This is a genomic window from Treponema bryantii, from assembly GCF_900113965.1.
Classification (GTDB): Bacteria; Spirochaetota; Spirochaetia; order Treponematales; family Treponemataceae; genus Treponema_D; species Treponema_D bryantii_A.
Map to the genome: position 1 here is coordinate 429,323 of NZ_FORI01000001.1, position 21,524 is coordinate 450,846.

Genomic DNA, 21,524 nt, shown 5'->3' on the forward strand with positions numbered 1-21,524 from the left:
TCTACCTCTCTTAAACTATACACTAGCCTTGGCATGCTTTCAAGAATTCAACGAAAAGTGGGCCGGCGTTGTTTGGACGGCTCTTGAACTCTGGGTGGAACTGAACGCCAACGTGGAACTGGCCTTCAATTTCTACGGCTTCTACAAGTGTGCCGTCCGGGCTGGTTCCGCTGATTGTGAGGCCGGCTTCCTGCATTTTTGTGCGGTAGTCGTTGTTGAATTCGTAACGGTGGCGGTGGCGTTCTTCTATATGATTGCTGCCATAGGCTTTTTCAAGAATTGTTCCTTTAGCAACTTCACAAGGATATGAACCAAGGCGCATTGTTCCGCCCTTTATAACACCTTCCTGATTTTTCATAAGGTCGATTACTGGGTGCTCGCAGAGTTCGTCAAACTCGCGGCTGTTTGCATCTGCGTAACCGAGCACGCTGCGGGCAAATTCAATTACAGCAATCTGCATTCCAAGGCAGATTCCAAAATATGGCAGCTTGTGGGTGCGGGCATAGCGGCAGGAACATACCATTCCTTCAACTCCGCGGTGTCCGAATCCGCCTGGAAGAATGATTCCGGCGCAGTCTTTGAAAACTTCTGGGGCTGTATCATCTGTTACACTGTCTGAATCAACCCATTTGATTTTGATATTTTTTCCTACAACAAAACTTGCGTGATTGAGAGATTCTACAATACTAAGATATGAGTCGTGGAGCTTTACATACTTTCCAACAAGCGCAACCTGAATTTCACCCTGACGTGCGTGAATTGTTTCTACCATGCGTGACCAGTCTGCGAGGGCAGGGTAGTGCTTGTCGCCGCCTGCAGAATCGAGTCCTAAGTCGCGGCAGACTACATCATCCATATTCTGAGCGTGGAGCATCAATGGAACTTCGTAAAGGCTGCGGCAGGTTGTGTTGTTAATTACACAGTCTTCTCCAACGTTACAGAAGAGGGAAATCTTTTTGCGGATATCAGTTGGAATCTCTTTATCGCAGCGGGCTACGATAATATCCGGGTGAATACCAACGGCCATGAGCTCTTTTACTGAGTGCTGGGTTGGTTTTGATTTATATTCGTCTGAACCGCTGATATAAGGAACAAGACAAACGTGAATAAAAAGACAGTTGCGGCGGCCTACTTCTAGCGCCAGCTGACGGATTGCTTCAAGGAATGGTTGACTTTCGATATCACCAATTGTTCCACCAACTTCAACAATGCTTACGTCGGCATTGCTTACTTCTGCGTTTTTCAATACAAAATCTTTGATTTCATTGGTAACGTGAGGAATAATCTGAACTGTCTGTCCAAGGTATTCGCCCTGGCGTTCCTTGTTCAGAACGTTCCAGTAAACACGGCCACTGGTCATATTTGAGTATTTTGTAAGATTTTCGTCGATAAAGCGTTCGTAGTGACCAAGGTCCAGGTCTGTTTCGGCACCATCATCAGTTACAAAAACTTCTCCGTGCTGGAAAGGGCTCATTGTACCCGGGTCAACGTTCATATATGGATCAAGTTTCTGACTAGTTACCTTGAGTCCACGACATTTTAAAAGTCTTCCAAGGCTTGCAGCTGTAATTCCCTTTCCGAGGCCAGAAACAACGCCTCCGGTTACAAAAATAAATTTACTCATATACTTCCTTCCTAAAATAACTTACATATGATTTATATCAACTAAGCTTGCGTTTTCGAGTGAATATGGGGATGCGAGGCAATCGGCCAGGACGTTGGCGGTGTCGAGGGCGGTTAGGCAGTCGATGTCGCGTTCTACGGCGAGGCGGCGGAGCTTTACGCTTTCGGCAACGGGGTCGCGGCCTTTGGCTGAGGTGGAAACTACGTAGGCAATTTTGCCGCTTTCGAGAAGGGTCATTACGTTGTCGTTGTAGTTTTCGTGAACTTTTGCTACATGATTTACCGGCATGCCGCTGCGTTCAATGGTACTTGCATTTCCTGAAGTGGCATAAAGTGTGAAGCCGAGGTTGTAGAACTTGCGGGCAAGATCCGGGAGTTCGGGGAGGTCGGAGGCACGGACGGAAAAGAGAATGCCGGATTGTGAGGCTGGGGGCGTTGCGGGGGTGTCCCCCGCAGAAGGGGTAGGCTGCAACGAAGTGCAGCCGAGGGGAAGGCTTTCCCCTCCTTCTTCCTGGTTCGGCCTGATCATTTTCCAGCCGGCGGCGGCCATACCTTTGAAGATTGCTTCTTCGCGGGTGGCGGCAATTCCAAGGACTTCTCCGGTAGATTTCATTTCCGGGCCAAGGTGGGTATCTACATCCATCAGTTTTTCAAAACTGAAAACAGGAACTTTTGCTGCAAAATAGTTTGGCTTGCGGTAGAGGCCTGTGCCATAACCGAGATCTCTAACCTTTTCTCCCAGCATTGCACGGGTTGCGAGTTCTATCATAGGAACTCCGCTGACTTTGCTCAGGTAAGGAACTGTACGGCTTGAACGTGGGTTTGCTTCGATGATATACAGGTCGTCGCCACTTCCGTCGTCATAAACAAGGTACTGAATATTTACAAGTCCCTTTGTGCCAAGAGCAAGGGCAAGGGCTGTAGACTGGCGGATAATTTTCTCTTCGATTTCTGGTTTGAAAATGCCAGGGTAAAGTGCAATTGAGTCTCCTGAGTGAATGCCGGTACGCTCAACGTGTTCCATAATTCCAGGAATCAGAACGTCTTCGCCGTCACAAATGCAGTCTACTTCAAGTTCTTGTCCTTCCATATATTTGTCGATGAGGACAGGGTTCTCGATTCCGGCGCGGAGAATGATTTTCATATATTCCTTTACGTCGGCACTGTTGCGGGCAATGATCATATTCTGGCCGCCAAGTACGTAGCTTGGGCGCATCAGAACGGGGTAAGAGATTTTTTCAGCAGCTTCGAGGGCTTCAACTTCTGTGAAAACTGTAAGTCCGCGAGGGCGTTTAATTCCAAGGCGGTCGCAGAGTTCTTCAAAGCGTTCGCGGTCTTCTGCCAGGTCAATGGCATCTGCTGAAGTTCCCAGAATCTTTACTCCCTGGCTGTCCAGAAACTTTGCAAGCTTGATTGCGGTTCCACCGCCAAAGGCAACTACAACGCCAAGTGGCTTTTCAACATTCAGGACATTCATAACGTCTGCCGGGGTGAGCGGTTCAAAGTAAAGGCGGTCTGCTGTATCAAAGTCTGTAGAAACTGTTTCCGGATTGTTATTTACAATTGCAACCTTGTAGCCAAGCTTTTTAAGGGCCTGAACACATTGTACACTTGCATAATCAAACTCAATTCCCTGACCGATTCGGATTGGGCCCGAACCAAGTACAACAATACTTCCTTTAGAATTTTCAGACATCATTTTCCTCGAAAAAAAAAGACGACACTGCACCCGAAGGTTCAATGTCGTCTTTGACTTTTTTTATATTATCACTTTTATAAATCAGATGCAATAATCGTAGCCTATAAACTCCTGGTTCTTTTCGGCAAGCTCATCCAGATGAACGGAGTCGACATAGTGATTAATTGTGGTTTCAAAGCCTTTCCAAAAGCTTCTGCTGCCTTCTGAAACTACAGTATTATTCTCAAAATTACTGAGAGGGCAGAGTTCTCCTTCCATAACGCGCAAAATCTCACCAACTGTATACTGCTCCGGCTTTTTTGCAAGCTTGTAGCCGCCGCTGATTCCTCGTGAGCCAATTACAAGCCCTGCTTTACTTAGCTGAATTAAAAGCTGTTCCAGATACTTTGTTGAAAGATTTCTGCGGTGTGAAAGAGTTTTGAGCGGAATGTATTTTTCCGGCTGTCCCATTGCAAGGTCTTCCATAATCAAAAGGGCGTACTGCCCGCGTGTTGAAATCTTATACATATTTGAATGCCTCCGAAATCCTGTTTAATGCGTCCTCAAGCACTGGCCGTGGAGTTGCCACATTTATTCTCTGGTAAAACTCTCCCTCCGGTCCAAACATTGTTCCACGGTCCAGCCAGACTTTTGCTTTATTTACAATTATGTCGTCAATTTCTGAATCTGAAAGACCAAGGGCAGAAAAGTCTAGCCAGAGAAGGAAGGTGCCCTCTGGTTCAATAAGACGCACTTTAGGAAGATTCTCAGCAAGAAATGAACGAAGAAAGGTAATATTGTCCTGAAGATGACGATGCAAATCTAGCAGCCACGGTTTCCCATTTTTGTATGCCGCGAGTGCCGCTGTAAGTCCCATAAGACTTGGCTCATCATAACCGGTTTTATCTTTTTCAATTTTGAACTTATTACGTAATACTGGATTCTTTATAAAGTTTGTAGAAAACTGAAGTCCTGCAAGATTAAAGGTCTTACTTACCGACATTGAAACAATTGAGTTCTCTGCAGCTTCCGGCGAAAGATTCGAGAACACAGTGTGCTTGTTCGGCTCATAAACAAAATCATTGTGAATCTCATCTGAAAAAACAACTACGTTATGACGCAGACAGATTTCATTAAGCTTCTGGAGTTCTTCACGGGTCCATACCCTGCTAACAGGATTATGTGGGCTGCACAGAATAAAAAGCTTTACGTTGTTATCAATAATCTTTTTTTCAAAATCTTCAAAATCAATGAAATATTTTCCATCTCTTTCGTAGAGTGAAGAGGTGACCAGCTTGCGGTTATTCAGCTCAATCATATTCTTAAAGGGGTAATAGACCGGTGTCTGAATAATTATTGCATCGCCTTCTTTTGTACATGCTTTTATTGCACAGGAGATTCCGAATACAACGCCCGGGGTTGTTACAAGGTCACGGCGATCTGGTGAAAAATCATGCTCAGTCTGCATCCAGTTTTTAAGGGCTGCAAAGAATTCATCATCAAGGCAGGAATAGCCAAAAATTCCATGATTTACTCTATTATGTAACGCTTCAAGAATTGCAGGGGCTGTGGGAAAATCCATATCTGCAACCCAGAGTGAAAGTACATCTGCAGGCTTTCCGCGAACAACGGCTAGGTCTGTCTTTATACAGTTTGTGCCGTGACGGTCTGTTACGGTGTTGAAGTTATAGCTCATAAAGGCTCCTACTTAAAAAATACTTAAGTTTTTTAGTATAACCTATTGACTTAGTAGGTTAACTGTAGTATAAAGGGTATTACCTACTAAGTCAATGGGTATATAAATTATTTTATAAGGAGCATCGAAGTATGGCAAAAATACTGGACCAGCCGCGGTACAAATGTGCGCTTGCTGCTATGCAGACGGTTCATTCAATTCCTGGAGCAATTCCGGTTTTGCATTCTGGACCTGGATGTGCTGCTAAATTAAATGACAACAACGGAACAAGCGGACGTTACAGCCCGAATATTTTCCCTTGTAGTTCTGTGAGTGAAAAGGAAGTTGTTTTTGGTGGAACCGGCAAATTGCGTTCTACTATTGAAAATGCTTTGAAGGTTATTGATGCCGATTTATTCGTTGTTCTTTCCGGATGTACCAGCGAAATTATTGGTGATGATATTGAAGAGGTTGCAGGAAATTTTGCGAATGCAGAAAAGCCTGTGCTCTGGGCTAAGACTCCAGGTTTTAAGGGAAATAACTATCTTGGTCACGACTGGATTTTGAAGTCAATTTTTGAGCAGTATCTTGAACGTGATGAAGTTGTTGCAGCCTATACTGATGCAGACGGTGAAGTTAAAAAAGAAAAAGGTCTTGTAAATCTTTTTGTTGCTCCTCCTCAGCAGGATCCTTACTGGCTTGGAAATCTCCGCGAGATTGAAAATCTTCTTTCTGCAATTGGTCTTAAGCCAAACACAATTTTTGGTTTTGGCCGCAGTGTTGAAAATCTTAAAAAGCTGCCACAGGCTGAATATACAATTCTTGTTTCCCCTTGGACTGGAATTGAAAGTGCAAAGTATCTGGAACGTCGTTTTGGAATTAAACTTTTGCAGTACCCTGTTCTTCCTATTGGTGCTACTGAGACTACAAAGTTCCTTCGTGCAGTAGCTGATTTTACTGGCGCTGATAAAGAATTTGTAGAAAAAGTTATCACAGAAAAAGAAGCCGAGTTCTATTATTACATTGAACGCTTTGCTGATACTTTGCTTGAAACTCGTATTCTTGGAAAACGCTTTACAGTTGCAAGCGACAGTGAATATGCAATCGCAGTAACAAAGTTCCTTGTAAATGATATGGGTCTCTTCCCTGAAAAGATTTTTATTACTGATGATGCACCTAAAGCACACCAGCAGAAGATTATTGATGAAGTGAACAATCTGAACTATGGAATTACAACTCCGGTTCAGTTTACAACAGATGGTCACGATATTCACGAGCAGATTAAGGCGTCTGATTTTGCGGGAACTCCGCTGATTATCGGTTCAAACTGGGAGAAAAAACTTGCCGCTGAAATTGGCGGTCACTTTGTAAACGTAAGTTACCCTATGCTTGAAAAGCTCGTAATAAATGATCACATTGCCGGCTATTCGGGAGGACTTCACCTGCTCGAACAGATATTTACTGCTGCTATGAGTAAACTGAAACTTTAGGAGACTGCCATGCCATATAATTTTAAGAATGCAAATATAGCAATTCGTGAGAACCGTCTTGGTTCTATTACAGGGTTCGTTGGAGACCTCGAAACTCTGGTAAAAAAATCTGAAGACGGAAGTCTCCGTAACCGTGAGCGCTGCTTCAGCCAGTCGAGCTCTTGTCTTTCTGGTTGTGCCTTGAACGCACTTGCAGCTATCCGCAATGTTGCCGTAGTTTATCACGCACCTGCCGGCTGTACTGCAATGGCAAGTAACGATGCCGTAAAGTTCGGCCAGATTGCAGCACGTGTAAATAAAACAACAAACTCAGTTTTTGTCTGCACAGACTTAAATGAAAAAGATACTGTATTTGGTGCTACAAACGATTTGATAAAAATCATTCATCATACTTATGAAACTTACAAGCCGGATGCAATCTTTGTTTCTACAAGTTGTGTATCTGGTGTAACTGGTGAAGACGTTGATGGTGTTGCAAGCGACTTGAATGATGAACTTCCAATTCCAGTAATTCCTGTTCACTGTGAGGGTTTTAAGTCTCGCATCTGGGCCAGTGGTTTTGATATTTCTGACCATGCCGTTTTACAGGGAATTGTTCAGCCACCAAAGCAGAAGCGTCGTACAATCAATATCAAGAACTTCTACGAGAGTGCACGCCCTCAGATTACAAAAATCTTTAATGAAGTATTTGATGCAGAGCCACAGTTCCTATACTGTAACTCAACTATTGAAGAGCTTTCACATTTGAGCGAAGCCCTATGTACAGTTTGTATCTGCGGAACTTTGGGAACTTATCTTGGTAACGCTCTTGAAGAAACTTACGGCGTTCCTTATGTACGCACAATCAACCATTCGGGAATTACAGGTTTTGAAACCTGGCTCCGTGGAATTGGTGACACAATCGGTAAGCGTGCAGAGGTTGAAGCTTATATCGAAAAGCAGCGTGCAATTTATATTCCTCAGATCGAAGAAGTAACAAAGAAGCTTAAGGGACTTCGCGCTGTAATTGGTATGGGTCCTGGCTTTACTTATGAAATTGCCCGTGTTCTTCAGGAATTCGGAATGGTTGTAGATTATGCACTTGCATGGCACTACGACTACAAGTACGACAACGGTCAGGTTCCTCCTGCCCTTGAACACCTGCTTAAGACTTCTCCAAAGGATATGAAGGTTGCAGTTGCAGATCAGCAGAACTATGAAGTATTGAACATCCTTAATCATTTTAAGCCTGATGTTTACTTCAGTCGTCACCCGGGTACTACTGTCTGGGCAATTAAGCAGGGCTTTGCCGCTGTCTTTGTTGCTGATGAGTACACTGTATTTGGCTACGAAGGAACTTTGAAGTTTGCAAAACTGATTCTTGATACTGTTACAAACCGTTCGTTCGAAAAGAACCTCGCTGCCCGCATTAAGCTGCCATACACAAAATGGTGGTACGAGCAGAATGCAGATAAGTTTATTAAGGATGAGAAAGACCGCCCGGTAGGCAGTCGTTGATAAATAGCAAAGCGTTAAAAAAATTGCGAAAGCAATTTTTAGCTTTACCACATTGGAGAAAAATAAATGTCAAAACAGATACACGACTCATTAACAGAACTCGTTGGAAATACCCCGCTGGTACGACTTCACGGCTATGAAAAAAAACTTGGACTTAAGGCTCATCTTCTTGCAAAGGTTGAATACTTTAATCCGATTGGAAGTATCAAGGATCGCATCGTTCTTCGCATTATTGAAGATGCTGAGCGAGAAGGAAAAATCAAACCGGGTGTAACTACTCTTATTGAATACACCAGTGGAAACACCGGAATTGCCGTAAGTGCGATTGGTGCAATGAAGGGCTATGATGTTACAATCTACCTTCAGGACGGAACCAGTCAAGAACGTTTTGATATCATGAAGGCTTTTGGTGCAAACGTAACCCGCATAAGCAATGTACCAGAAATTCAAGAAGCGTTGAAAACAACAAACGGAGATTTTGTTGCCGCTACCAATATTTTGAAGCAGCATATCCGCGACAGACAGGCAGCAGGCGAAGATATTTTCTTTGTAGACCAGATGCTTAATCCGAAAAATCCTCAGGCTCATCACGATACAACTGGGCTTGAAATTTGGGAGCAGACAGGTGGTGACCTTGCAGCTGTTGTAAGCGCTGTTGGTACCGGCGGTACAATCCGTGGAATCAGCGATTATGTAAAGTCAAAAAATCCGGCTGTAAAAGTGGTTGCCGTAGAGCCTGCTATTGAAGCAACAGCTCTCACTGGTATTCACAACTTTACAGAAGTTCCTGAGGAGCGCGTTCCTGTTACTGTTCGCAATACTACCGGTGTTTATGACGAGGTTCTTATTGCAACTGTAAATCCTTCTTTCGAGGCAGCACGAATTGTTGCAAAGTCAGATGGTGTCTTAGTTGGAAATTCAAGCGGGGCTGCTCTTTGGGGAGCTACAGAGCTTGCAAAGCGTCCTGAGTATGAAGGAAAGAACATTGTTGTTGTTTTCCCTGACACCGGATTACGCTATTTGAGTACGGAACTCTTCAAAGGCTAACGTCATTGCGAGCGAAGCGAAGCAATCTATATATATGGATTGCCACGTCGCATTCGCTCCTCGCAATGACGGTAATTTGTTAAAATGACACTTCAACAAATAAAATACATTCTGGGTGTCGCTGATTCGGGGTCTTTTAATAAGGCCTCGGAAAAACTTTTTATCTCGCAACCCTCACTTACCAGTTCTGTGCACGAAGCTGAATATGAACTTGGCTTTCAGATTTTCAACAGATCGACACGGGGCGTTACAGTAACAGAGCGGGGACAAAGTTTTATAAAAGATGCCCAGGATTTATATTTAAAATATGAAGAGCTTCTCAAAAAACACTGCGGCACTGAAAAAAAGAATTTTTCCATTTCTACCCTTTATTACGCTTTTGCCCGCAAGGCCTTTGTAGAAATTGTAAAAAAATATTCCAGCCAGGAATATGATTTTGCCTTTTGTGAAAAAAAAGCCTCTGATGTAATTTCTGATGTTGCGAATGAGAGCAGTACAATCGGTATTTTATATTTGAGTGATTCGAACCGCGATGATATTGCAAAAAGTCTTAAAGCAAACAAACTTGAATTTCATCATCTGACTGAATGCAATGCCTTTGTTTATCTTCATAAAAAACATCCGCTTGCGAAAAAAGAAAGTATTTCACTGAAAGAGCTGCAGGAATATCGTTTTGTGACTTTTGATACAGACGATGTAAAATCTTTCTTTTCTGATCAGGTTATTTCTCAGTATGGACTTGATAAAGCAATTACAGTTGCAGACCGGGCAACAGAATTAAATCTTATAGAGCATCTGAACGGCTATACTTTTCTTTCGGGTATATACGAGGAAGACTCAAATACAGAAAATACCGGCGGTGACTCTGCGGTTTCAAATGACTCGGGAGAAAATTTTGTTTTAATTCCACTTCAAAATCTTGATGAAAATATCAGCCACTGTTTTGAACTCGGCTACATTACAAAATCTGGCCAGCGTATGAATGACATCAGCCTCACTTACATTGATGTGATTCGAAGCATTCTTCACATTGCTGGTTTTACTTGCTAAATACCTATTTAAGGAGCACTCTTATGATTAACACAAATTATCTTTTTGAAGACCCGGAAGAACTGAATCCTTTTGCACTGCCGGACTATTCGACTCTGGACTTTGTTTCAAACGGTTCTCATATATATGGCGAAATTATGTGGCCTTCCAGCGAGGTTACCGGTCCTAAAAACCAGGGCCGTCCTTGTGTTATCATGCTCCACGGCTTTCCGGGAACTGCCCGCAATGATGATATTTCTCACGCCCTCTGCCGCAGCGGCTGTGTTGTTCTAGTTCCGCATCACCGTGGTGCCTGGGGAAGTCAGGGAAAGTATTTGATTTCAAACTGTATTGAAGATGCCTATAACCTTGCAGAGTACGCTCATTCAGAAAGCTTTACCGAAAAGTACAATGTAAATCCAAATCAGATTTTTCTGCTTGGCCACAGCATGGGAGCAAACTCTTCGCTTAATGCCGGAAAAAAATTGGACTGGATTGCGGGAATCATAATGCTTACTCCTTATGATCCGACCCGTTATCTCAACTGTGCCAAGGAAGTTTATCTTCGCTCTCTTCTGGAAGAAGGCCGCATTCTTCATTCAGACGGAATTGATGTTATTTATGATGACGTATTACGCCGCCGCGAAGAAATCAGCCACCCTAATGCCTTTGAAGAAGTGAAAGATAAAAACATTCTTGTTTTTGCAGGTAAGTATGATTCAGTTTCTCCGATTGAAGAAATGATTCTGCCCCTGTGGAATAAGCTTGCGACCCATAAAACATCTGCCGTTCAGAAACTTGTGGAATATCCTACCGAGCACGGTTTGATTGGCCGCCGCATTTCCATGATTCGCGAGATTGCAGAATTTATAAACCGGGTGATTGCCTGATGCTTAATTCACGGCAACAAACTTTCTGATTCTGTGAGTTACGCCTAGCCTCTCGCAAAGCCGGGTACATTCCTCTTCATCTTCTTTTGAGATGGTTGTTTCAACCGTACTCATCACAACCTTAGGAACAAAGTTTTTTGCCTGCTCTGCAAAAGCAAGCATTGCAGGAAAAGCTTTTTCCTTAAAAACCGGACGAACAGTTTTCTCGTAAATCTCGGGATTACTTGAATTGAGGCTGATTGAAAGGGCATCAATTTTTCCGGCAAGCAGAGGTGCAACAGGCTTTTTGTTTATCAGGTCAGCAAGCCCGTTTGTGTTTATTCTGACCGGCAGAGAATAATTTGCCTTCAAAAAATCAGCTACTTCAAGAAGCACATCCAGAGCCTCTGTCGGCTCGCCATAACCGCAGAAAACAAACTCCTTGTAATTTTTGAAGCGCTCAAGCTTTGCCTCTTCTTTTATGGCAGCAATCACTTCTTCTGCTGTAGGTTCATGCTCAAGCCAGAGAGTATCTACATTATCAAACTCTGCCCCGCTTACTTTCTGACGGATGCAAAAAGTACATGCACAAGGGCAGCGGTTTGTCAGGTTTATATAAAGTCCATTGTATTCGGGGTAGATGATTGTCATTGATTTTTTCATAAGAGGATTATCATATAAGTTATAACTACTGTCAATTATCAATAAAATCTATAGGTCTTATAAAAAAAATCTGTTATAGCTTGTACCTATAGCTACAATACAAAAATTATATTATTCAAAACGCATTCTTTAGACTATAACATACTAAGCTACTAGGTAATAGATTGAGGTATGTTATGAGCAGAAAAATTGTTTCATTAGTAAAAAGACTTTTCCCTGTGCTTGGAGTTCTTCTCGCATTTTTAGTGCATATTGCAATTCCGGACAGTTCACAGCATCCGTCTTCAACGCATCATTATTATGACGGCCTGCTTTTCATTTTACTGGGACTTGCATTACTTTTCTTTCTGCTTTCCTTTTTCATCAAAAAGGTAAATGCCAGTCTGGAAGAAAAAGGCCCCTTTCTGCTTGGAGCTTCAGGTCTTGTGATTGTAATCAACCTTGTAACTGCAAAGTTTGCTCTGTTGCCGGTAATTTTCTTTCCAACTTACAACAATATACTCGCAGTTTTTGTAGAACAAACTTCACTTCTTCTTAAGTGTATCTGGTATTCTTTCCGACTTTTGCTGCTTGGAGAATTCTGGGGAATTCTGGCAGGCTTTATTACTGGAATATTCCTAGGCTTTTCAAAAAAGGTTTACTACTGGATTAATCCTTACATCAAACTGATTGGCCCGATTCCTGCCACTGCCTGGATTCCGCTTGTACTTACAACATTCCCGACCCCTTTTGGAGCAAGTGTTTTCATTATTGCGCTTGCAGTCTGGTTCCCGGTTCAGCTGATGACAAGCTCAGGAATTCAAAATATAAGCAAGGTATATTTTGAGGTCGGAAAAACACTCGGCGCCGGCACCTTCTTCCAGGTTTTCAAGATTGCAGTTCCGGCAGCACTTCCAAATATTTTCCAGGGAGTTTTCAACGGAATCTGTGCAGCCTTTATAGCCCTTATGACCGCCGAAATGTTCGGTGCAAAATACGGAATCGGCTGGTACATCAGCTATCAGAAAGCAATGATGATGTACGCAGGAGTTTACGCCGGTCTGATTATGATTGCGGTTTTCTGTACGGTGATTATTACTTCGCTGTTCAAGGTGAGAAAGAGAGTGCTGGGCTGGCAGAAGGGCTTGATTAAATGGTAAGGAGACATCAATGAGTGGAGAAATAAAATTATCAAATATAACTAAAATCTTTAATCAGGGAGAAGCAGAAGAAGTTACTGCTCTCAATGGTGTAGACTTTACAATTCCTGCCGGAAGCTTTGTTTCGCTGATTGGACCTTCTGGCTGTGGAAAAACAACTCTGCTTCGCTGTATTGCAGGTCTTGAAACTCCAACAAGCGGCGAGGTACTTGTAGACGGAACAAAAATCACAAAACCGGGCAGCGACCGAGGCTTTGCCTTTCAGCAGGCAAATCTTTTTCCATGGCTTACAATTCGCGACAACGTAGCGTTCGGGTTGCGTGCCCGCCACATTTATAAAGAACGTAAAGAAGAAGTAGACAAGTTCATCAAACTCGTTGGACTTGAAGGCTTTGAGAAATCTTTTCCTCATCAGCTTTCGGGTGGTATGAATCAGAGAGCAAGTCTTGCGCGAGCTCTTGTAGGCCATCCAAAAATCCTGCTGCTCGACGAGCCGCTTGGTGCCCTCGATGCCTTTACCCGCATGACCATGCAGGACGAAATTCTCCGACTCTGGAAGGAGCATAACACAACAATGGTTATGGTAACTCATGATGTTGATGAAGCCGTTTACCTGAGCGACTACGTTGTTGTAATGTCACCACGACCGGCTAAGGTTGAAAAAATCATTCCGATCCAGATCAGCCACCCTCGTGCCCGTGGTCAGGATATCTTCCTTAAGTACCGCACCCGCATTCTCGAGATTCTCGACTATGCAGGCAAGGTTCAGGAAGTTGAATACGCTATTTAATAAAAAAGATTACTCAGGAGGTAATATGAAAAAATCAATTATTCTGGCAGCAGCATCTCTGGCTGCTGTTACACTTACATTCACAGCTTGCAGCAAAAAAAATGAAGCTGCAGGCAGTTCTAGTCAGGCTCAGAAAGTAGTCCGCATCAACTATCAGACAGGAAACCTTTGTGGTGCCCCTGTACACGTTGCATGGAAGCTTGGACTCTTTGATGAAGAGCTGGCAAAAATCGGTCAGAAGGCTGAATACGTTCCTCAGCTGGAAGGTGGTGCAACTCTTGGTGAAATGATTGCATCAGGAAAGGTTGATGCTGGTTACGGACTTTATGCTACACAGCTTCAGGCTATGGAAAACGGACTTCCAATTTCCTTTACTTCTGGAATCCATATTGGATGTACTAAGTACTATGTTCGTGCAGACAGTGACATTTATTCTGCAGCAGATTTGCGTGGAAAGAAGATTGGTGTTCCAGGGCTTGCAGATAGTTCTGTAATGAACCTTAAACGTAAGCTTATGGATGAAGGTATTGGCGTTACAGCTGATAATCTTGAAGTTGAATTTGTAGCTTATGCTTCAAGTGATCTTGCAATTGCTTTGAACAATGGTGCTGTTGATGTAATTGGTGCACACGACCCAATTGCAACAAAGGGAGAACTTGCTTATGGCTTCAGAAAAATTCTTGATACAGGAATTGATGAAAAGTTCGTAAAAGAATACTGCTGCCAGCAGTTTGTAACTCACAAGCTTCTTCGTGAAAATCCGGAAGGAGCAGCAGCTGTTACACGCGCTTTGCAGAAGGCAGCCGCATTTGTTGAAGCAGAACCTCGTGCTGCAGCCCAGCTCCAGATTGAAAATGATCTTGTTGCAGGCGACCTCGACTTTAATGCTGCTTTGCTTGAAGAATTGAACTATCAGCCAAGCCGTTCACTCGGAAAGAAAACCTTTGATTCCGCTGCCCGCCAGCTCCAGACAGCAGGAATCTTAAAGGCAGAAACAGACATCGAAAAGTTTATTGAAACAGGTTATATCGAGCTCTTTGGTGTACCCGACGGATACATCTACGACAGCGCAACAAAGACATATAAAGAAATTAACGGAAACAGAGCTTAAATATAATACGGTGGTTGAGTGCCCGAAGGGCGTATCGAAACCACCGGGGAGAAACATCATGAAAAACATCAACATCATCTTATCCGGCCTTACAGCCCTGCTTGGCCTACTCGTTGGAGTTGCACCTTACACCTTTGCAAAGGTTTGCGGAATGGCAAGCATGCACTGCCACAAGGTAACAGCACCAACAGTACTGGTATTTGGAATTGTTATTTTTGTAATTTCAGCAGTTCAGACAGTGCTTTTATGGAAAAAACGATAACTGTAAAAAGCCTTGCGCTTGCCAACATCAAAAGAAAGCCGTACCGAACGGCAGCCCTAATAGTCCTCGTTGCATTAGCAGCAGGGATGTTGTTTGGTACGCTTCTTCTGACGGCAAGCATTAAAGGCGGGCTCAAAGGAATAAATACTCGTATAGGTGCAGACCTTATGATTGTACCGGAAGGCTACGAAGCTCAGGCAGAAGGAGTTCTTCTTTCCGGAGAGCCAAGTTATTTTTACATGGATAAAACCGTTGAAAAGGCCATCGGAGAGGTTCAGGGAGTTGCAGCAGTAACCAGTCAGTTTTATCTGACAAGCCTTAGTGAAAGCTGCTGTGACTTCCCGATTCAAATTATCGGTTTTGACCCATCAAGCGACTTCATTATAAAATCGTGGGCTAGAAAAAAAGTTTTACTTACTTCCGGCGGTGAAATAATTCTTGCCGGAAGTAATATTACAACAACGAAAAATACTGTGCGTTTTTTTGAGCACACACACAACGTTAGTGCCCGTCTTGCAAAAAGCGGAACCGGCATGGATAACGTAATTTATACAGACATAGACAGTCTTCAGAAAATCTTTGATGATGCGAAGGCAAAGGGCTTTGGCTTTATTTCTGATGGCGATACAAAATCAAAAACCAGCGTGATATTTGTAAAGCTTGCACCAGGTGCAAAGCCTGACAGTACTACAGCACGCATTAAAGGTGCAGTTCCTGGAGTTCAGGTTATTCAGAGCGGTAAGTTTATTTCCGGCCTCATGGAAAACATTTCTTCGTTTCTGATTTTCTTGTATGCGGGAAGTGTGCTTATTATTCTGATTACAGTTCTTACGCTTTCGATTGTGTTTACACTTTCAATAAATGAGCGTTTGCGGGAGTTTTCAATTTTGCGTGTACTTGGTGCAGATTTCCCTAAGCTTCGCTCAATTGTATTTACAGAAGCGGGACTTCTTGGAAGTATTGGTGCCGTAACCGGAGTTTTCCTTAGTGCACTGATTCTGTTGCCGTTTAATCTTTTAATTTCACAGAAACTGAACATGCCGTTTCTTTTGTCAGGGCCGGTGCAGGTGATTCTGTTTGCGGTTATTACTTTTGTGATTTTGATTGCAGCTTGTCTTGTGGCAGCAGTGTTTGGAGCTATTAAGGTATCTAAAAAAGAGATATATGGTGGTATAAAATGATAGAAGCAGTAAATCTAAATAAATCATTCATTACTCCACGCGGACGAATTGATGTTCTAAAAGACTTCAGCTTTTCGATTGAGAACGGAGCCTTCGTGGGAATTACCGGAAAATCTGGTGCGGGAAAAAGTACACTGCTTTCTATCATTGCCGGACTGCAAAAGCCGGATAGTGGTTCACTTGTAATAAATGGCACAGATCTTCTTTCTCTTGATGATAAAAATCTTAGTCTGTTTAGAAATCAGAATATTGGCTTTGTTTCTCAGGAACAGAGTTTTTTGGAAAACTTTACAGTGCTGGATAATGTAAGACTTCCGGCATTTCTTGGAAATAAAAAAGTTGATGATGGAACGGCTAAAACAATAACTGAAAGAGCAAATCAGCTTCTGGGTTCTCTTGGAATTGCACACCTTGCACAGAATTATCCTAACACACTTTCTGGCGGAGAGAATCACAGAGTTCTCATAGCCCGCGCCTTAATCAATAATCCAGCAATAATTCTCGCCGACGAACCGACCGATTCCGTAGATTTAGAACAGACTCAATCCATCATAAAAATCTTCCGCGGCCTGGCAAACGAAGGTAAAACCATTCTGATTGCCAGCCACGATACCGAAGCACTTAAATTGTGTGATAGTGAGATTAAGATTTAAGAAAGCCGTCATTCTGAACTTGTTTCAGGATCTGTATTACGATTTCTGTTAATTCAACGCCTGCTGCAAATCTGCAATCAAATCATCAACATTTTCAACACCAACTGAAAGTCGCAGTGTTTCCGGAGTGATTCCGTTTTTGAGGCGGAGCTCTTCGGGAACGTCGGCGTGGGTCTGTGTGGTAGGGTAGGTGATAAGTGTTTCTACACCACCAAGACTTTCGGCGTATTTAATGAGGCGAACTTTTTCAAGAACTGAAAGTGCTTTTTCTACGGTGTCGGCGCGGAAGGTTACCATTGAGCCAAAGCCGCGCGACTGTTTCTGCATTATTTTGTGACCAGGATGATTTTCTAAGCCAGGGTATATAACTGAAGTTACGTGAGGCTGGGTTGTGAGCCACTGAGCAATTTTCAAAGCTGAAGACTGAGCCTTTTCCATGCGAAGGGCAAGGGTTTTGATGCCGCGTAGTACAAGCCAGCTGTCAAAAGGAGCAAGGCCTGCTCCGGTTGTTTTTATGAGGAAGCGGAGCTTTTCCTGAAGCTCTGCATTTTTTACTACGATAAAGCCTGCAAGAGTATCGTTATGACCTGCAAGGAATTTTGTTCCGCTGTGAACAACAATGTCTGCACCTAAGTCCAGAGGATTCTGAAAATATGGAGACATAAAGGTGTTGTCTACAATCAAAAGAATATTGTGACGGCGGGTGATTTCTGCAACAGCTGCAATGTCTGTTACGTTCATCATCGGGTTTGTTGGAGTTTCGATGTAGATGGCTTTAGTATTTGGTTTGATGAGAGATTCAATGTCATCACTTGAACAGTTTGCTCTTGTAAACTCTATTCCATTTTTTACGGAAACATTGTCGAAAAGTCTGATTGTGCCGCCGTATAAATCTGAATCAACAATAAGATGGTCCCCTGGCTTAAAGATTTCCATAAGCAGGGTGATGGCTGCCATTCCTGTAGAAAGTGCAAATGCGTCTGTACCATGCTCGAGCTGGCAAACAATTTTTTCCAGCTGCTCGCGGGTTGGGTTTTGCAGGCGTGAATAATCAAAGCCTGTACTTTTTCCAACACCAGGGTGAGCGTAGGTTGCCGTCTGATAAATTGGAAAACTTATTGAACCATAGTGATTACACGCAGGCTTTTCGTCTGCCTCGTTTTGAACTTGCTTTTCAAGATGTACGCATTTAGTTTCTATAGATAATGGCATGGACTAGTCCTCGAATTTTAAATAATAGGCGGCGAGTTTCTGTAAGGCTTCTTCTATCGGAAGTTCGATGTCGAATACGCTTACTGCATTTCGTTCAAACTGGCGGCGCACGTTTTGACCTATCTGTGCGGCAACTATAGATCGGCAGTCTAAAAGTGATTCAACAACTGGTGAAACAGGACCACCGGCGCCGCTTCCACAGCCACCACCGCAACCGCTTCCGCAGCCTCCGCCAAATCCACCGCCGCAGCCGGTAGCCGGGGCGTCCGCAGAAAGGTCTTCTGAAGACGGTTCAATTTTTGGCGCCTTGCGGGTTTCCAGGAATTCAAAGTGGTTGCCTCGCAGCTCGTAGATTTCGAACTGGCTGGCCTGACCAAAGTGTAAATCTATGTTTGTTTTATCTGATGATGCAATGGCTACTTTTATTGACATTTGAACTCCAGAAAACTGGTGGTTTCGATACACCTGCTTCGCAGGCACTCAACCACCGAATAACTAAATCTTATAATCGTCCTCAAGGGCATCCATGAGACCGTACTCAAGAAGAATCTCTTCAAGGCGTTCCTGAGTCATTGGAGTTGGAATTGTAAAGTTTGTATTATTGATTACGGCTTCTGCAAGGTTGCGGTATTCCTGAGCCTGTGCTGAATCCGGCTTATATTCAATTACAGTTTTACGGTTGATTTCGGCGCGCTGTACGATGTTGTCGCGAGGAACGAAATACAAAAGCTGAGTTCCGAGTTCCTTTGAGAAAGCACGGAGAAGGTCGAGCTCGCGGTCTACGTTACGGCTGTTACAGATGATTCCACCAAGACGAACACCGCCGGCCTTTGCATAACGACTGATACCCTTTGCAATATTGTTAGCGGCGTAGAGAGCCATCATTTCACCAGAAGCTACGATATAGATTTCTTTAGCTTTTCCTTCGCGGATTGGCATAGCAAAACCACCACAAACAACGTCACCAAGTACGTCGTAGAAAACAAAATCAAGGTCGTCTGTGTAAGCACCAAGATTTTCAAGCATGCTGATTGATGTGATGATACCACGGCCTGCACAACCAACTCCTGGCTCTGGTCCACCTGATTCAACACAACGTGTTCCACCGAAACCTGTTCTCATGATACGGTCGAGTTCAACGTTTTCACCTTCATCGCGGATTGTGTCCAAAACTGTTTTCTGAGCGAGTCCTCCAAGCAAAAGGCGTGTAGAGTCTGCTTTAGGGTCACATCCTACAACCATTACTTTTTTTCCATGCTCAACAAGTCCTGCTGTCAAATTCTGTGTAGTGGTAGATTTTCCGATTCCGCCCTTACCATAAATTGCTATCTGTCTAATTTCTCCCATAGGAAGCTCCTTCGCACGGAAAACAGTTCCGTACCTTAAAAGAATATTGAGTTTATAACTATAACCTATTATTTTACTAGGTAATAACAATATACTTCTATTTACCTACTTGGTCAATAGGTATTTGAAAATTCTTTTAAATAAATAAAAAAACGCACGGATTTACCGTGCGCTTAACAAAGTCGAATTATTAAAAAATTCTATTCAGTATACTTAAGGGCGAGTGCCTCAATAGTCATGTGCCACATAGGGAAAGAGCCTGTTGTCATTGTCTTATAACCAATGGCATCAAATTCAACATTATTTTCTTTCATAGCCTCTTCCAGAATATATACCATTTCTTCGACAGAAACTTTCTTGACACGTGCACCATGTGTATTCAAAGTGCTTTTTACATAACCAAGTATTTCAAAATTCTTATCTGTTGGTAATTCATCATAAACATCGATTGAAGCTTTATAACCTTCAGGACGTTTTACTTCGGTCAGACTTGTTTTTGTAGAATTTATCAGATAATCAGCCGCGCTTGAAGGCTCTGGAATAAGAGAATAATTAACTTCATTAGAAGCTATATTGATGCTGTATCTGATATTATATTTTTTCCCAGGTAAAATAATAACCTTTTGTGTTTTCGGCTGATTAAGAAGGGTTGCACTTAAATTCATCAATGCAACAATTGAATTTGTTCCGCCGACATTGTGATACGACAAGGTAATCTCATGTTCTCCAGGAGCAACACTAACAGAATGAGTGTTAACCGGTAGTTCCTTTCCATCAATGGCATTAATGTTTATAGAAGTATCTGATGTTTTCAGAACAGACAGGTCTTCTGGGGCTACGTTGTCAGGATTTATAATCTGAGTTGTAGTAGCACAGGAAACAAAAATAAGCGTTAAGGCTAAAAATAAAAATCTAAGTTTTTTCATAGTTTTCTTCCTTTTTTTAGTTTTAAGTTTTTTTTTATTTTTATATGCAACTTAACGTTATGTCAAGAGAAAACTATTTAATTAAATAAGCCCTGAATTCTGTTATATTTCCAGACTTTTAGAATTGCATCGTCGATGCTGCCAGGAAGCTCCATTGCAGTAATGCCTGCTGCAGTGAGAGACTGAATCGCTCCATTTCCTATGCGGCTGGCAATTACATACTTGCAGTCTGTAAACTGCTGGACATGTTTATCCATTTCGGCTTTGTTGTGAAAGCCCTCCTGACATACAGGCGTAACCTTACGTTTTTCAAGAAGGTCGTAGCCTTCATCATCATCGACGATATAGATATAGAAGATTTCTGATTTTCCGTAGTGAGTGTTTACACTTTCGCCGTCGGTTGAGGCAATGGCAACTCGATATTTATCAGCCATGAGAGAAGTTTTCTCCATAACTGCCCGGGCCAATTTTTGCATAAAGCTGGCGGGAAATATCTGATTTTCCCGGTACTCCTGCTGCATCTGCACGGCAGTGGTTGCAGTGTAAAAAGAGTTCGATATATTCTCCGGCAGCACGGCGTGCGGCTTCGATTTCTGCACAGTTTGGAGCCGGTTCATCTTTGAGTTTTGCCGATGGAATGAGTGGTATGATGTTGTACTTTTCGGCTCCTGCTTCGGCGACCGCCGCGGCGATTTCTGCTATGTGGGCGCCGTTTATGCGCGGAACTAATACAGTGTTTACCTTTACGGTAATTCCGGCGTCTGCAATTTTTTTGATTCCGGCAAGCTGATTTTCTATGAGGATTTTTGCCCCTTCAACACCTTCAATTTTCTTTCCGTGCCAGATGATGTAGTCGTTGAGTTGAGCTTCAATTTCTGGATCTACGGCATTTACTGTTACGGTAAGGCTGTCGATTCCGGCATTGATTACTTCATCGGCACGCTCGTTGAGCAGTAAGCCGTTAGTGCTCATACACTTTATGAGATGCGGGAACTCGCGGCCAATTATTTTGAAGGTCTTGAATGCATTGTCACTTGCAAGTGTATCGCCAGGGCCTGCAATTCCAGCCACTTTGATTTCCGGGCTGATTTCAATTGCTTTGCCTACGATTTCTGCGGCTTCTTCTGGCTTAAGAACACGGCCCGTTACGCCTGGTCGGTTTTCTGTTGTGTTGATTGAGCGTTCACAGAAGCGGCACGCGATGTTACAGCCTGGGCAAACTGGAAGATGTATACGGCCTGTAGTTGCACCGTGGCTGCCAAAGCAAGGATGTGATTTTTCAAGTTCGGAAAATGATTTAGGCATGGGCGGACTCCTTATGCGGGGGCGTTA

At 43.1% G+C, this 21,524-nt stretch carries 22 protein-coding genes; 11 read left to right on the forward strand and 11 right to left on the reverse strand.

Going from position 1 to position 21,524, the window contains the following annotated elements:
• Window positions 1-22: 22 nt before the first annotated feature.
• The 4 genes from BM161_RS01860 to BM161_RS01880 form a co-directional block, all read right to left on the reverse strand.
• Entirely contained in the window at window positions 23-1,624 is a 1,602-nt protein-coding gene (locus BM161_RS01860; protein WP_074929956.1) for a CTP synthase, read from the reverse strand.
• 21 nt (window positions 1,625-1,645) lie between these two features.
• Window positions 1,646-3,319 (reverse strand): carbamoyl phosphate synthase preATP-grasp domain-containing protein, encoded by a 1,674-nt coding sequence (locus tag BM161_RS01870; RefSeq protein ID WP_244882611.1) that lies wholly within the window; start codon window positions 3,317-3,319, stop codon window positions 1,646-1,648.
• A gap of 84 nt (window positions 3,320-3,403) precedes the next feature.
• Complete coding sequence (locus BM161_RS01875; protein WP_074929957.1) at window positions 3,404-3,829, reverse strand: RrF2 family transcriptional regulator; 426 nt, start codon at window positions 3,827-3,829, stop codon at window positions 3,404-3,406.
• Window positions 3,822-4,997 (reverse strand): MalY/PatB family protein, encoded by a 1,176-nt coding sequence (locus tag BM161_RS01880; RefSeq protein ID WP_074929958.1) that lies wholly within the window; start codon window positions 4,995-4,997, stop codon window positions 3,822-3,824. The genes BM161_RS01875 and BM161_RS01880 overlap by 8 nt, the downstream gene beginning before the upstream one ends.
• Window positions 4,998-5,128: 131 nt before the next feature.
• Between BM161_RS01880 and BM161_RS01885 the strand changes: the two genes are divergently transcribed.
• The 5 genes from BM161_RS01885 (at window position 5,129) to BM161_RS01905 (ending at window position 10,929) form a co-directional block, all read left to right on the forward strand.
• On the forward strand, window positions 5,129-6,466 hold the full coding sequence (locus BM161_RS01885; RefSeq protein ID WP_074929959.1) for a nitrogenase component 1: 1,338 nt from the start codon (window positions 5,129-5,131) through the stop codon (window positions 6,464-6,466).
• 9 nt (window positions 6,467-6,475) lie between these two features.
• Complete coding sequence (locus tag BM161_RS01890) at window positions 6,476-7,963, forward strand: nitrogenase component 1 (RefSeq protein WP_074929960.1); 1,488 nt, start codon at window positions 6,476-6,478, stop codon at window positions 7,961-7,963.
• Window positions 7,964-8,029: 66 nt separating this feature from the next.
• On the forward strand, window positions 8,030-9,010 hold the full coding sequence (locus BM161_RS01895) for a PLP-dependent cysteine synthase family protein (RefSeq protein ID WP_074929961.1): 981 nt from the start codon (window positions 8,030-8,032) through the stop codon (window positions 9,008-9,010).
• An 84-nt stretch (window positions 9,011-9,094) separates the two neighbouring features.
• A complete protein-coding gene (locus tag BM161_RS01900; RefSeq protein WP_074929962.1) occupies window positions 9,095-10,060 on the forward strand; it encodes a LysR family transcriptional regulator in 966 nt (321 codons plus the stop codon).
• 23 nt (window positions 10,061-10,083) lie between these two features.
• Window positions 10,084-10,929 carry an alpha/beta hydrolase family protein gene (locus BM161_RS01905; protein ID WP_074929963.1) on the forward strand — a complete coding sequence of 282 codons (846 nt, stop codon included), beginning with the start codon at window positions 10,084-10,086 and terminating at the stop codon, window positions 10,927-10,929.
• A 3-nt stretch (window positions 10,930-10,932) separates the two neighbouring features.
• Here the strand turns inward: BM161_RS01905 and BM161_RS01910 are convergent, their stop codons facing one another.
• Window positions 10,933-11,571 carry a TatD family nuclease-associated radical SAM protein gene (locus BM161_RS01910; protein WP_177206191.1) on the reverse strand — a complete coding sequence of 213 codons (639 nt, stop codon included), beginning with the start codon at window positions 11,569-11,571 and terminating at the stop codon, window positions 10,933-10,935.
• Window positions 11,572-11,747: 176 nt separating this feature from the next.
• On the opposite strand from BM161_RS01910, the gene BM161_RS01915 reads away from it, so the two are divergent.
• From BM161_RS01915 to BM161_RS01940, 6 genes are read left to right on the forward strand one after another with little or no spacing between them, the layout of a single operon-like run.
• The gene (locus tag BM161_RS01915; protein WP_074929964.1) at window positions 11,748-12,710 is read left to right on the forward strand and encodes an ABC transporter permease; all 963 of its coding nucleotides are present in this window, start codon (window positions 11,748-11,750) and stop codon (window positions 12,708-12,710) included.
• A gap of 10 nt (window positions 12,711-12,720) precedes the next feature.
• Window positions 12,721-13,500 (forward strand): ABC transporter ATP-binding protein, encoded by a 780-nt coding sequence (locus BM161_RS01920; RefSeq protein WP_074929965.1) that lies wholly within the window; start codon window positions 12,721-12,723, stop codon window positions 13,498-13,500.
• Between the two features lie 25 nt (window positions 13,501-13,525).
• The gene (locus BM161_RS01925; RefSeq protein WP_083425637.1) at window positions 13,526-14,611 is read left to right on the forward strand and encodes an ABC transporter substrate-binding protein; all 1,086 of its coding nucleotides are present in this window, start codon (window positions 13,526-13,528) and stop codon (window positions 14,609-14,611) included.
• Window positions 14,612-14,669: 58 nt separating this feature from the next.
• Complete coding sequence (locus tag BM161_RS01930; RefSeq protein ID WP_074929966.1) at window positions 14,670-14,873, forward strand: DUF4418 family protein; 204 nt, start codon at window positions 14,670-14,672, stop codon at window positions 14,871-14,873.
• Window positions 14,858-16,054, forward strand: coding sequence for an ABC transporter permease (locus BM161_RS01935; RefSeq protein WP_074929967.1), 1,197 nt, complete (start codon window positions 14,858-14,860; stop codon window positions 16,052-16,054). Before BM161_RS01930 ends, BM161_RS01935 begins: the two co-directional genes overlap by 16 nt.
• Window positions 16,051-16,707 (forward strand): ABC transporter ATP-binding protein, encoded by a 657-nt coding sequence (locus BM161_RS01940; RefSeq protein WP_074929968.1) that lies wholly within the window; start codon window positions 16,051-16,053, stop codon window positions 16,705-16,707. The genes BM161_RS01935 and BM161_RS01940 overlap by 4 nt, the downstream gene beginning before the upstream one ends.
• A gap of 48 nt (window positions 16,708-16,755) precedes the next feature.
• Here the strand turns inward: BM161_RS01940 and BM161_RS01945 are convergent, their stop codons facing one another.
• From BM161_RS01945 to BM161_RS01970, 6 genes are all read right to left on the reverse strand, one after another.
• The gene (locus BM161_RS01945) at window positions 16,756-17,919 is read right to left on the reverse strand and encodes a trans-sulfuration enzyme family protein (RefSeq protein WP_074929969.1); all 1,164 of its coding nucleotides are present in this window, start codon (window positions 17,917-17,919) and stop codon (window positions 16,756-16,758) included.
• A 3-nt stretch (window positions 17,920-17,922) separates the two neighbouring features.
• The gene (locus tag BM161_RS01950; RefSeq protein ID WP_074929970.1) at window positions 17,923-18,351 is read right to left on the reverse strand and encodes a NifB/NifX family molybdenum-iron cluster-binding protein; all 429 of its coding nucleotides are present in this window, start codon (window positions 18,349-18,351) and stop codon (window positions 17,923-17,925) included.
• Between the two features lie 63 nt (window positions 18,352-18,414).
• Window positions 18,415-19,266 (reverse strand): nitrogenase iron protein, encoded by an 852-nt coding sequence (nifH, locus tag BM161_RS01955; protein ID WP_074929971.1) that lies wholly within the window; start codon window positions 19,264-19,266, stop codon window positions 18,415-18,417.
• Window positions 19,267-19,466: 200 nt separating this feature from the next.
• Entirely contained in the window at window positions 19,467-20,192 is a 726-nt protein-coding gene (locus tag BM161_RS01960; RefSeq protein ID WP_074929972.1) for a hypothetical protein, read from the reverse strand.
• Between the two features lie 77 nt (window positions 20,193-20,269).
• Window positions 20,270-20,626 (reverse strand): NifB/NifX family molybdenum-iron cluster-binding protein, encoded by a 357-nt coding sequence (locus BM161_RS01965; protein WP_074929973.1) that lies wholly within the window; start codon window positions 20,624-20,626, stop codon window positions 20,270-20,272.
• Complete coding sequence (locus BM161_RS01970) at window positions 20,619-21,497, reverse strand: radical SAM protein (RefSeq protein ID WP_074929974.1); 879 nt, start codon at window positions 21,495-21,497, stop codon at window positions 20,619-20,621. Before BM161_RS01970 ends, BM161_RS01965 begins: the two co-directional genes overlap by 8 nt.
• Window positions 21,498-21,524 lie beyond the last annotated feature (27 nt).